This is a genomic window from Micromonospora globispora (assembly GCF_003857015.1).
Lineage (GTDB): Bacteria > Actinomycetota > Actinomycetes > Mycobacteriales > Micromonosporaceae > Micromonospora > Micromonospora globispora.
Map to the genome: position 1 here is coordinate 1 of NZ_QGGF01000526.1, position 11492 is coordinate 11492.

Annotated in this window: 12 protein-coding genes; 7 read left to right on the forward strand and 5 right to left on the reverse strand. The window is 71.2% G+C overall.

What is annotated here, in order from left to right; all coding sequences use genetic code 11:
• Positions 1–456, forward strand: a 456-nt coding sequence (locus DKL51_RS27940) for an acVLRF1 family peptidyl-tRNA hydrolase (protein ID WP_124812669.1), incomplete at its 5' end; no start/stop codon positions are given.
• A gap of 96 nt (positions 457–552) precedes the next feature.
• On the opposite strand, the gene DKL51_RS27945 is transcribed toward DKL51_RS27940, so the two are convergent.
• The gene (locus DKL51_RS27945) at positions 553–1185 is read right to left on the reverse strand and encodes a TetR/AcrR family transcriptional regulator (RefSeq protein ID WP_109965732.1); all 633 of its coding nucleotides are present in this window, start codon (positions 1183–1185) and stop codon (positions 553–555) included.
• A gap of 519 nt (positions 1186–1704) precedes the next feature.
• Here DKL51_RS27945 and DKL51_RS27950 point away from each other — a divergent pair.
• Together DKL51_RS27950 and DKL51_RS27955 are read left to right on the forward strand one after the other, a co-directional pair.
• Positions 1705–3144: an MFS transporter gene (locus DKL51_RS27950; RefSeq protein WP_221623249.1), complete on the forward strand. Its 1440-nt coding sequence runs from the start codon at positions 1705–1707 to the stop codon at positions 3142–3144.
• A gap of 32 nt (positions 3145–3176) precedes the next feature.
• Complete coding sequence (locus tag DKL51_RS27955; protein WP_109965731.1) at positions 3177–3467, forward strand: DUF1905 domain-containing protein; 291 nt, start codon at positions 3177–3179, stop codon at positions 3465–3467.
• 169 nt (positions 3468–3636) lie between these two features.
• Here DKL51_RS27955 and ypfJ read toward each other — a convergent pair whose 3' ends face one another.
• Positions 3637–4551, reverse strand: coding sequence for a KPN_02809 family neutral zinc metallopeptidase (gene ypfJ / locus DKL51_RS27960; protein WP_109965734.1), 915 nt, complete (start codon positions 4549–4551; stop codon positions 3637–3639).
• Positions 4552–4797: 246 nt separating this feature from the next.
• Here ypfJ and DKL51_RS27965 point away from each other — a divergent pair, with 246 nt between their 5' ends.
• The gene (locus DKL51_RS27965) at positions 4798–6402 is read left to right on the forward strand and encodes an ABC-F family ATP-binding cassette domain-containing protein (protein ID WP_109965730.1); all 1605 of its coding nucleotides are present in this window, start codon (positions 4798–4800) and stop codon (positions 6400–6402) included.
• A 27-nt stretch (positions 6403–6429) separates the two neighbouring features.
• Here the strand turns inward: DKL51_RS27965 and DKL51_RS27970 are convergent, their stop codons facing one another.
• A complete protein-coding gene (locus DKL51_RS27970) occupies positions 6430–7032 on the reverse strand; it encodes a cadmium resistance transporter (protein ID WP_243420825.1) in 603 nt (200 codons plus the stop codon).
• Positions 7033–7248: 216 nt separating this feature from the next.
• Here DKL51_RS27970 and DKL51_RS27975 point away from each other — a divergent pair, with 216 nt between their 5' ends.
• The 3 genes from DKL51_RS27975 to DKL51_RS27985 all read left to right on the forward strand — a co-directional run bounded on the left by DKL51_RS27975 (position 7249) and on the right by DKL51_RS27985 (position 10385).
• Positions 7249–7476, forward strand: coding sequence for a helix-turn-helix domain-containing protein (locus tag DKL51_RS27975; RefSeq protein ID WP_109944779.1), 228 nt, complete (start codon positions 7249–7251; stop codon positions 7474–7476).
• Between the two features lie 46 nt (positions 7477–7522).
• Entirely contained in the window at positions 7523–8290 is a 768-nt protein-coding gene (locus tag DKL51_RS27980; RefSeq protein ID WP_109944780.1) for an enoyl-CoA hydratase/isomerase family protein, read from the forward strand.
• A gap of 112 nt (positions 8291–8402) precedes the next feature.
• A complete protein-coding gene (locus DKL51_RS27985; protein WP_109965733.1) occupies positions 8403–10385 on the forward strand; it encodes an ABC transporter ATP-binding protein in 1983 nt (660 codons plus the stop codon).
• Here the strand turns inward: DKL51_RS27985 and mug are convergent.
• Entirely contained in the window at positions 10382–11020 is a 639-nt protein-coding gene (gene mug / locus DKL51_RS27990; protein WP_109965729.1) for a G/U mismatch-specific DNA glycosylase, read from the reverse strand. The genes DKL51_RS27985 and mug overlap by 4 nt on opposite strands.
• The coding region (locus DKL51_RS27995) for an SDR family oxidoreductase (RefSeq protein WP_124812670.1) at positions 11017–11492 on the reverse strand (476 nt) is incomplete at its 5' end. The genes mug and DKL51_RS27995, both read right to left, overlap by 4 nt.

Below are 11492 nucleotides of genomic sequence, written 5' to 3' on the forward strand. Positions count from 1 at the left end.
CCCGGGTTCGTGGCCACCGCCGCCGCGCCCCGCCGGCTCGGCCTGCTGCTCGCCCGCAAGGGTGCGGTGGCGGTCGGCATCGCGGCGGGGGAGAAGCTGGTGGTCTCCAAGGTGGACACTCGCTACGTGCAGGGGCGCACGGCCGCCGGCGGGTGGTCGCAGCAGCGCTTCGCCCGGCGGCGAGAAAACCAGGCCAAGGCGGCGCTGGCCGACGCCGTGGAGCTGGCCGTCCGGCTGCTGCTGCCGGAGGCGGCGACGCTGGCCGCCCTGGTCTGCGGTGGCGACCGCCGGGCGGTGGACACCGTGCTGGCCGAGCGCCGGCTCGCGCCGCTCGCCGCGCTGCGCGCGGAACGGCTGCTCGACGTACCCGAGCCGCGGCACGCGGTGCTGGTCGGCGCGATCGCCGCCGCCCGCGCGGTGCGGATCCTGGTCCGCGACCCCGGACCGGCCGCCTGAGCTCAGCGGTCGACGACAGGGCGGCCCGCTCGGGGAGGCCGGGCTCCCCTCGGTGGCGAAGATGATGAGGACGGCCGCGAGCAGGGAGTGCCCTGACTACGCCTCGAGCCCGTGGATGATGGTGTCGACGACGTGCTCGGCAAGCCGGTCGATGAAGGCGCGGTCCTGTCGCTGCAGAGGGCCACGCGTCGCCAGGTCGGCGAAGCCGTGGACGGCCGACCAGCAGACCCATTCGGCACCGGCGCGTCGCTCGAGGGACAGGGCCCCCGCCTCGACCATCTCGTCGAGGGCGTCGAGCAGGAGCTGGTAGGGCGGCGACACGCGGCCGTCGAGCGTGCCCGGCGGGGCGTTCTCGGGCGCTACGTCCTGGGTCAGGAACGCGACCTCGAACCAGCCGGGCTCCGACAGTGCGAAATGGATGTAGCCGAGTCCCACCGCGCGCAATCGGTGCAGCGCCCGCTCGGCGGGATCGGCATCGCGGGGAATGGCGTTCATCCGTTCGAGCATGGCGTGCGCGACCTGATCCTGCGCCTTCGCCGCCACGGCGAGGACGAGTGCCCGTCGGTCGGCGAAATGACGGTAGGCCGCGTTGGGTGTGACGCCCACGGAGCGGGTAACTCCGCGCAGCCCAAGTGCACTGGCGCCACCTTCACGCGCGAGTCGGAGGCCGGCCTCCACCAGGGCGGCGCGGAGGTCGCCATGGTGATACGGGCGCGTTTCGGTGACCACCTTGCGTTACCTCCCCGTTCTGCACACGGTGTGAGCACGGCAAATGTCTGCAGTGCAGACGATAAGCCGACCGCAGTCCGTCCCGCACCGGCACGCGGGTCCGAGGCCGCGCTTCGCCGGTGATCGTGACCCTCCGTGATGGCTGCTCGGCACTGTGCTACATCGGCGAGCCTGTGTATGATTCCGGCATGGTAGATGTGTACGGTGTATACTTCACCCCGGCCGGCCCTCCCGGATGCGCGGCTGGTCCGGCTCCGTTTCACTTCCGACCTTGGCCACGCGCCACCCGCACGGCCCGGCGGTGGGCCCGGTCCACACCGAGCGAATCCGCTGGTGAGCGGCGGCTCCGCGATCGGCTCTAGGAGCCGCTCCGACGCCACCCAGCCCGGCACAGCTTTCTGACAGCCGCGGCACGCCTTCTCCGCGGTTGGCATCTGTACCGCCAACCCACGACAACGATCACCAAGGGAGACAAGAGTGTCCATGGTTGACGCGAGCGCGGCCTCGGGGGGTGCTGAGATGCCGCCGGCAGATCCGCGGCGGTGGTGGGCGCTCACCCTGGTCTGCGGGCTGCAGTTCATGATCCTGCTGGACATGACCATCGTGAACGTGGCCCTGCCGAAGATCGAGGAGTCTCTCGGCTTCACCCAGGCCGGGCTGGCCTGGGTGGTGAACGGCTACCTGCTGATGTCGGGCGGACTGCTGATGCTCGGCGGCCGGTTGGCCGACGTCTTCGGTCGACGCCGGCTGGTGCTGACCGGTGTGGTCATCTTCGCAGTGGCCTCCGCGGTCTGCGGTGCGGCGCTGTCCCCGGGCATGATGGTCGCCGGCCGGTTCGGCCAGGGCACCGCTGAGGCGATCGCCGCGCCCGCGTCGCTCGGCCTGATCGCCCTGCTGTTCACCGATCCCAAGGAGCGCACCAAGGCGCTGGGCATCTGGGGTGGCCTGCTGGCCCTCGGTGGCACGCTGGGTTACATCATCTCCGGCCTCCTGACCGACCTCGCGTCGTGGCGCTGGATCTTCTACATCAACCTGCCGGTCGCCGTGCTGGTCCTGGTGCTGTTGCCCCGACTGGTGTCCGAGAGCCGGATGGTGCGGCAGATGGACGAGGGACTGGACGTCGCCGGTGCGATCACCTCGACCGGCGGTCTCTTCGGCATCGTCTTCGGGCTGCTCCAAGCCGCCGAGCATCCCTGGGGCTCGGCGCGCGTGCTGCTTCCGCTCGTCGCCGGAGTCTTCCTGCTGCTCGTGACGCTCATCGTCGAGCGACGCGCGGCCAACCCGCTCATCCCGCTGCAGTTCTTCAACAACCGGACCAGGTCGGTGATCAACGTCGCCTCCCTGTTCTTCATGGCGGCGTTCATCTCGTACACCTTCATGCTGACGCTGTTCGAGCAGCAGATCCTCGACTACTCGCCACTGCGCAGCGGTCTGGGTTACCTGCCGCTCGGCTTCGCGATCGGCGCCGGCATCGGCACCGGCATGATCCCGCGCTTCGGGGTCAAGGCGGTGGCGGCGGTCGGCTTCATCGGCGCCGGCGTGGGGCTGTTCCTCACCAGTCTGCTGGACACGAACTCCTCGTATCTCGGCGGGATCCTGCCGGGCATGGTGGTATTCGGGGTGTTCGCCGGCAGCACCATGCCGGCCGCGACGAATGCCGCGCTGCACGGCGTCACCGCGCAGGATTCGGGCCTCGCCTCGGGTGTGCAGAACACGATGCAGCAGGTCGGCAGCGCGCTCGGCCTCGCCGTGCTCGTCACCCTCGCCCTCCGGTACGCCGGTCACGAGATCCAGAACGGCGTGGCCCCGGATCCGGCAGTGACGTCGGGCTACACCCTGGCCTTCCGGGTCGGAGCTGCGCCGATGGTGCTCGGCGGCGTGCTCATCATGGCGCTGTTCGAGCGGGTCAACCCCGAGCTGCGCAATCCGACGGCCGAGGTCGTCGAGGTCATCCGCTGAACCCGTACGCAACGACATCAGGAGGAAACGACATGGCTACCGCAGAAAAGCCTGCGCAGAAGATGGACACCACGTTCAACGCGCCGATCGAGACGGACGGGGCGTACCCGACCTTCGTGACGGTGCCCGGTTCCGCGGAGCTGTTCGGCACCCGTCGGCCCGTCAAGGTGGGCGGAACGATCGACGGGCACCCGTTCACGGCCACCCTCATGCCGTCGGGTGATGGCCCCCATTGGCTGCCCATCAAGGCGTCGCTGCGCAAGCAGGTGAACAAGGAAAAGGGCGACGAGGTGACCGTCCACCTGCAGGAGCGGTTCAGCTGAACCACGCGGGTGGGTGGTCCGGAGCCGATGCTCTCGCTGCGGGTGCGCCGCGGTCTCCCGGTGACGGTCCACACCGTCCGGCGGTGAGGTCGCCGCTCACGCGGCGACCCGGGTCGAGCGAGCGCTCGACCCGGGTCGCGGTGCGGGTGGCCGGTCCGGCCCGGTGGCCCTACAGGCTGCCGCCGAAGGTGTCGCAGGACTTCGGGTCGCCGGTGGAGTAGCCCTTGGTGAACCACTGCTTGCGCTGCGCGGACGTGCCGTGGGTGAACTCGTCCGGGTTCACCGGCCGGCCGGAACGCTTCTGGATCGCGTCGTCGCCGATCTTGTCGGCGGTGTCGATCGCCTGCTGGATGTCCTGCTCGGTGATGCTCTTGAAGATCTTCTGGCCCTGCGCGTCGGCGGTGCCGGTGGCGTTCTTGGCCCAGACGCCCCCGTAGCAGTCGGCCTGCAGCTCCAGCTTCACCGACAGGGCGTTGGCGTTGTTCGGGTCGCGCTGCTGCTGGCGCCGCATCTGCGCCTCGGTGCCGAGCAGGTCCTGCACGTGGTGGCCGTACTCGTGGGCCAGCACGTACGGCTGGGCGAACTCACCCTCGGCGCCGAGCTGGTCGGCGAGCAGCTTGTAGAAGGTGAGGTCGATGTAGACCAGGTCGTCGGCGGGGCAGTAGAACGGCCCGACCCCGGAGTCGGCCTGCCCGCAGCCGGTGTTCACGTTCTGACTGAAGAAGACCGTCTTGGAGGGCTGGTACTGCTTGCCGAAGACCTCCGGCAGCGCCTTGCGCCAGTACGCCTGGATCGAGTTGACGTAGAGGGTGTTGCGGCAGTCGAGCTGCTCGGTCGCGTTCTGTGCCGAGCATTTCTGGTCCAGGGAGGTGTTGTCGCCCTGGTCGGAGCCGCCGCCGTTGGTGGCCGCGTTGAGGCCGAAGCCGCCGCCGATCAGGGCGACGAGGACGGCGATGATGATGCCGACGATGCCGCCTCGGCCGCCGCCGATCGGGATCGGTATGCCCATCCCGCCGCCTCCGCCGGACCCTCGCCGATCCTCCACCTGGCTGGTGTCGATCCGCGCGTTCTCGTTCAGCTCCATGATGACCCCGATCACCGTTTAGTCCGTTTTGGGTGGTTGCGGTACCGGACCGGGTCCGGACGGCGTTTCGGTACCCGATGATCTTGCTCGGTAATCCGGGCGGAGCACGGCAGGCCGCCCGGTACACTTGCCGCGTGCTGCTCTGCGAAGGCTGAACCGCCCCGCGCCGACGGTCCATCGAGCCCGCCGGCGCTTTCGCGTGCCCTGAGTCAGCCCTTCTGGAATCCCGAGAGCGAGTACCGCGAGATGATCACTGCCACCGGCCTGGAACTGCGCGCCGGTTCCCGGATCCTGCTGTCCGACACCACCCTGCGGGTGCAGCCGGGGGACCGGATCGGCCTGGTCGGACGCAACGGCGCCGGCAAGACCACCACCCTCAAGGTGCTGGCGGGGGAGGGGCAGCCGTACGCCGGGCAGATCGACCGGCGCAGCGCCATCGGCTACCTGCCGCAGGACCCGCGCACCGGCGACTTGGAGGTGACCGGGCGGGACCGGGTGCTCTCCGCCCGTGGCCTGGACCTGCTCATGGCACAGATGAAGGAGCTGGAGGCCAAGCTCGCCGAGGACGCCGACGAGAAGTTGGTCCGCCGCTACGGCGCGCTGGAGGACCAGTTCGCCGCCCTCGGCGGGTACGCGGCCGAGGCCGAGGCGGCCCGGATCTGCGCCAACCTCGGCCTGCCGGACCGCGCCCTGGCGCAGACCATCGGCACCCTCTCCGGTGGCCAGCGCCGCCGGATCGAGCTGGCCCGGATCCTGTTCCGCGACGCCGGTGAGAACGGCGGTGGCATCCTGCTCCTCGACGAGCCCACCAACCACCTCGACGCCGACTCGATCACCTGGCTGCGCGGCTTCCTCGCCAACCACAAGGGCGGCCTGATCGTCATCTCCCACGACGCCTCGCTGCTGGAGGCCGTGGTCAACAAGGTCTGGTTCCTCGACGCCACCCGTTCCGTGGTCGACGTCTACAACCTGGGCTGGAAGGCGTACCTGGAGGCGCGGGAGACCGACGAGCGGCGCCGCCGTCGGGAGCGCGCCAACGCCGAGAAGAAGGCCGGCGCGCTGATGGCCCAGGCCGACAAGATGCGGGCCAAGGCCACGAAGACGGTCGCCGCGCAGAACATGGCCCGCCGCGCCGAACGGCTGCTATCCGGCCTGGACGAGGTGCGGGTCGCCGACAAGGTGGCCAAGGTGCGCTTCCCGACCCCCGCCCCGTGCGGCAAGACGCCGCTCACCGCGACCGGCCTGTCGAAGTCGTACGGCTCGCTGGAGATCTTCACCGACGTCGACGTCGCAGTGGACCGCGGCTCCCGGGTGGCCATCCTCGGCCTCAACGGTGCCGGCAAGACCACCCTGCTGCGGATGCTCGGCGGCCTGCTGAAGCCGGACACCGGCGAGGTGCGCCCGGGCCACGGGCTGCGGCTGGGCTACTACGCCCAGGAGCACGAGACCCTCGAGGTGGACCGGACGATCCTGGAGCACATGCGCAGCGCCGCCAGCGACCAGACCGACACCGACCTGCGCAAGATCCTCGGTGCGTTCCTCTTCTCCGGCGAGGACGTCGACAAGCCGGCCGGGGTGCTCTCCGGCGGCGAGAAGACCCGGCTGGCCCTGGCCACCCTGGTCTGCTCCGGCGCCAACGTGCTGCTGCTCGACGAGCCGACCAACAACCTCGACCCGGTCAGCCGGGAGCAGGTGCTCGACGCGATCGCCCGCTACCCGGGCGCGATCGTGCTGGTCACCCACGACCCGGGCGCGGTCCTGGCGCTGAAGCCGGACCGGGCGATCCTGCTGCCCGACGGCGACGAGGACGCCTGGAGCGACGACCTGCTCGAACTCGTCGAGCTCGCCTGAGCCGCCGGCCGCCTGAGCCGACCTGCATCAGGCGGCCAGGTCCGCCAGGTGGCCCAGCACGCCCGAGCTCACCAGAATCACCACGCCGATCGCCACGAAGATCGCCGGTACCAGCCAGTGGCCGACCCGGCCGACCAGGCCGACCACCCGGGGATGGCCGCCCAGCAGCGCCGCGGTGCCGCACCAGACCGCGACCAGCACGGCGAAGGCCACCAGGTACGCCAGGCCCGTCGCCGGATCGAGAGAACGGAACACCGGCACGTAGACGGCGATGTTGTCGGCGCCGTTGGCGATGGTCACCCCGGCGACCCCGAGCAGGCTGCCGACCACGGCTGGCGGCTCGTCGGAGTCGGAGCGGGCGAGCAGCGCCCGGACGCCGAGCCCGATCGGCAGCAGGCCGAGCAGCCCGGTCCACGGGTCCGGGACGACCAGCAGCCCCGCCGCGACCACCACCGCCGCGGTGACCAGCGCGCCGATGCCCAGGTACTGACCGGCGACGATGTGCCACGGGCGGGGCCGACCCGCGCTCCGGGCGGCCACGAAGAGCACGGTGAGCACGACGATGTCGTCGATGTTGGTCGCGGCGAACACCAGCGCCGCGCTGGCCACGGCGGCGAGCAGGTCGGTCACGCCAGGCAGCGTACGGGCGCAGGGCCGGCCGGACGAACCATGATCCACCCGGCGGTCGGGGGCGGCTCAGCCGTTCAGCAGGATCACGCTATCGGGAAGGTGATGTTGCGTAGCGTGTCGATTGGCGAAGAGTTGATATCTGGCGCATGATCGTTGGAGGCGGTCTAATAGGTGGACCGTATCCGAACCGCACAGTCTGCGACGTGAGGAATCAGCATGGCCTCCACTGGCACAGCCACCAGCACTGAGAAGGGTCGCCGGATCGTCGGAGCCGAGCGTCAGACGCTCGCCAAGGACCTGGTAAAGCGGTACACCTCGGGTGAGAGCATCCGTTCGCTCGCGGCCTCGACCGGCCGGTCCTACGGGTTCATCCACCGAGTGCTCACCGAGTCCGGGGTGCAGCTGCGGCAGCGCGGCGGCGCCCGGCGCCGCAAGAAGGCGTGACCCGCCCATCGACGTCGTCCATCAGCACCGTGCCCGGGGCGGTCCGGTGACCGCCGAGGCGACCGGGGTACGCATCGACTGCGACGGGCCGGTCGCGACGGTGACGTTGTGCCGGCCCGACGTGCTCAACGCCCAGACCCCGGCGATGTGGCGCGCGATGAGCGACTTCTCGCGGGATCTGCCCGGTGACGTCCGGGTCGTGGTCGTACGGGGCGAGGGGCGGGCGTTCTCCGCCGGCCTCGACCTGTCGGTGGCCGGTGCCACCGGGCCCGGCTCGTTCGCCGAGCTCGCCACGCTGCCTGAGCAGGAATGCGCCGACCGCATCGCCGAGTACCAGGGCGGCTTCGCCTGGCTGCACCGCCCCGACGTCATCTCGATCGCCGCGGTGCAGGGGCATGCCATCGGCGCCGGCTTCCAGCTCGCCCTCGCGTGTGACCTGCGCGTGCTCGCCGAGGACGCCAAGCTCTCCATGGCCGAGGTCACCCTCGGCCTGGTGCCCGACCTCGCCGGTACCCGGCGCCTGGTGGAGCTGGTCGGCTATTCCCGGGCGCTGGAGATCTGCGCCACCGGCCGGCGGATGGACGCCGCCGAGGCGGACCGGATCGGCCTGGCCACCCTGGTCGTGCCGGCCGCCGAGCTGGACGGCGCGGTGCGGGATCTGACCGCCGGCCTGCTCGCCAACGACCGGGACGCGATCGTGGAGATCAAGGCGCTGCTGGCCGGCGCCGGGAGTCGTACCCATGCCGAGCAGCAGCGCGCCGAGCGGGAGGCACAGACCCGCCGACTGCGTGATCTGGCCGGGCGCGGAGAATAGTAAGGACCGTTCGGGAAGATCCGGATTACTGCCGAGGTTGTCGTAGTCGTCGGGAGAATTGACCCGACGGTCCTGGCTGCCGACAACCCGGAGGTGACGAGTGTCGAACCCGATGTCCGGTGGCGGCATGGGCGGCTGGAGCATGCTCCGGTCGATGCGTAACCGTGACGAGATCTCCACCCACCAGCTCAAGCGCGGCACCGCCAAGCGGATCATGGCCTTCGCCCAGCCGTACCGGCGGGACATCGTGGTCTTCCTGGTCACCGTGGTGCTCGCCGCGATCATCGGGGTCGCCACGCCGGTGCTCGCCGGTGACGTGATCAACGGGATCAACCGGGGCGGCTCCGAGGCGGCGTCGCTGGTGGTGCGGCTGGCGCTGGTCATCGCCGCGCTGGCGGTGGTTGACGCGCTGTTCTCGCTGGCCCAGCGCTGGTACTCCGCCCGGATCGGCGAGGGCATCATCCTCGACCTGCGCACCCGGGTGTACGACCACGTCCAGCGGATGCCGCTGCAGTTCTTCACCCGTACCCAGACCGGCGCCCTGGTCAGCCGGCTCAACAACGACGTGCTCGGCGCCCAGCGGGCGTTCACCTCCACCCTGTCCGGCGTGGTCAGCAACGTCATCCAGCTGGTGCTCACCGCCGGGGTGATGTTCACCCTCTCCTGGCAGATCACCACGCTCTCGCTGATCCTGCTGCCTATCTTCATCATCCCGGCCCGCCGGGTGGGTAAGCGGCTGGCGGAGATCACCCGCGAGTCGTACAACCTCGACGCGAAGATGAACGCGACGATGACCGAGCGCTTCGGGGTGGCCGGGGCTCTGCTGGTCAAGCTCTTCGGCTCGCCCGAGGAGGAAGCGCGGCGCTTCGCCGGCCGGGCCGAACGGGTCCGCGACATCGGCATCCAGTCCGCCATGTACTCGCGGACCTTCTTCGTGGCGATGCTGCTGGTGGCCTCGCTGGCCCAGGCGCTCACCTACGGGCTCGGCGGCTGGCTCGCGGTGACCGGGTCGGTCAGCGCCGGCACCGTCGTCACCCTCGCGCTGCTGCTCACCCGCCTCTACGGCCCGCTGACCGCGCTCTCCAACGTCCGCGTCGACGTGATGAGCGCCCTGGTCTCCTTCGACCGCGTCTTCGAGGTGCTCGACCTGCGCCCCGGCATCGAGGAGAAGCCGGACGCGGTGCCCGTGCCCCGGGGCAACGGCCGGGTCGAGTTCCGCGACGTGCGGTTCCGCTACGCGAGCGCGGCCGAGGTGTCGCTGGCCTCCCTGGAGGAGGTTGCCACCCTGGACCGGACGGTCAACGAGCCGGTGCTCAAGGGCGTCACGTTCAGCGTCGAGCCCGGACAGATGGTCGCGCTGGTCGGCCCCTCCGGCGCCGGCAAGTCGACCCTGTCCATGCTGATCTCCCGGATCTACGACGTCACCGACGGCCAGGTGCTGGTCGGCGGGGTCGACGTCCGGGACGCCACCCTCGCCTCCCTGCGGGACGAGATCGGCGTCGTCACCCAGGACTCCCACCTGTTCCACGAGACCATTCGGGAGAACCTGCGCTACGCCAAGCCCGGCGCCACCGACGACGAGATCTGGGCCGCGCTCGCCGGTGCGCAGGTCGCGGACCTGGTCCGCTCCCTGCCCGACGGGCTGGACACCACCGTCGGCGAGCGGGGCTACCGCTTCTCCGGCGGCGAGAAGCAGCGCATCGCCATCGCCCGGCTGCTGCTCAAGGCCCCGTCGATCGTGATCCTCGACGAGGCCACCGCGCACCTCGACTCGGAGAGCGAGGCGGCGGTGCAGCGGGCGCTGTCGGTGGCGCTGACCGGGCGTACCGCGCTGGTGATCGCACACCGGCTCTCCACCGTCCGGGACGCCGACCAGATCCTGGTCCTCGACGAGGGGCGGATCGTGGAGCGGGGCCGGCACGAGGAGCTGGTGGCGGTCGGTGGGCTCTACGCCGAGCTGTACCGCACCCAGTTCGCGGTCGCCGACTCGCCCGCGCCGTACGCCGGGATGGACGAGCCGGAGCCGGTGGTCACCACCGTGCCCCTCGGGACGTACGTCGCGCAGGAGGCCCTGCCGCCGGCCGCCGCCAACTAGGCCGTCGCCGCGGCACGGAGCTCCCCGAACGCGGCACCGAGCGTCTCGGCGTTGAAGTGCGCGTTCAGGCCGCTCGGGTTGGGCAGCACCCAGAGCCGGGCGCCGCCGAGCAGTTCGGGTTGCGGGCCGAAGGCCGCCTTCGGCCGGGCGAAACCGATCCGGTAGGCGGTCACCCCGACCACCGCCACCCACCGGGGCCGGTACCGCTCGACCTTCGCGGTCAGGATCTCCGTCCCGGCGATCAGTTCCTCGGCGGTCAGCTCGTCGGCCCGGGCGCTCGCCCGGGCCACCATGTTGGTGATGCCCAGGCCGTAGCCGGGCAGCTCGTCCTGCTCGCTGGGGTGCAGTTGGCGCGGGGTGAAGCCGCCGCGGTGCAGTGCCGGCCAGAACCGGTTGCCGGGGCGGGCGAAGTGCCAGCCGGTCGCCGCGGACCAGAGCCCCGGGTTGATGCCGACGAAGAGCACGTCCAGCCCGGGGGCGATGAGGTCCGGGAGGGTCCGGTCGGCCGCCGCCGCCAGCTCCGCCCGGGTCGGCCGCGGATGGCGGCCCGCTGCTCCGCGCTTCCCGGGGCGTGCGCCGAGGGCATCGGGCGGCGTGCCACCAGGCTGCCGTGGGGGTCTGCGGTCGTCGGTCACAGGCCGCGCAGCGCGCCGCCGTCCACCGGGACGGTGACGCCGGTCAGGTAGCTGGCGGCGGGGGAGAGCAGGAAGGCGGCCACCCGACCGAACTCCGCGGGCTCGCCGACCCGGCGCAGCGGGATGGCGGCCTCCGCCTCGGCCCGGGCCCGCTCCGGGTCCCCGGTGGCGGCGAAGAGCTCTCGGTTGCGGTCCGTCATGATCCGCCCGGGCAGCAGGCCGATCACCCGGACGCCGCGCGGGCCGTACTCGTCGGCGATGTCCTTGGCCACGCCGGCCAGGCCGGGACGCAGGCCGTTGGAAATGCCGAGGCCGGGCATCGGGCTGCGGGCCGAGGTGGAGAGCACCAGCCCGATCGCGCCGCCGTCGGTCAGCGCGGCGGCGACCGTGCGGGCGGTGCGGACGCTGCCCAGGTCACCGACGAGCAGTGGCGGGAGTCCTTCGAGACGGTCTTCCTGGGCAGCGTCCGCAC

Bases quoted from the DNA above. Each gene is read 5' to 3' on its own strand.
- ypfJ (WP_109965734.1), bottom strand. From the start codon at position 4,551: ATGGAGCTGAACGAGAACGCGCGGATCGACACCAGCCAGGTGGAGGAT.
- DKL51_RS27955 (WP_109965731.1), top strand. From the start codon at position 3,177: ATGGCTACCGCAGAAAAGCCTGCGCAGAAGATGGACACCACGTTCAAC.
- DKL51_RS27985 (WP_109965733.1), top strand. From the start codon at position 8,403: ATGTCCGGTGGCGGCATGGGCGGCTGGAGCATGCTCCGGTCGATGCGT.
- DKL51_RS27965 (WP_109965730.1), top strand. From the start codon at position 4,798: ATGATCACTGCCACCGGCCTGGAACTGCGCGCCGGTTCCCGGATCCTG.
- DKL51_RS27975 (WP_109944779.1), top strand. From the start codon at position 7,249: ATGGCCTCCACTGGCACAGCCACCAGCACTGAGAAGGGTCGCCGGATC.
- DKL51_RS27950 (WP_221623249.1), top strand. From the start codon at position 1,705: ATGCCGCCGGCAGATCCGCGGCGGTGGTGGGCGCTCACCCTGGTCTGC.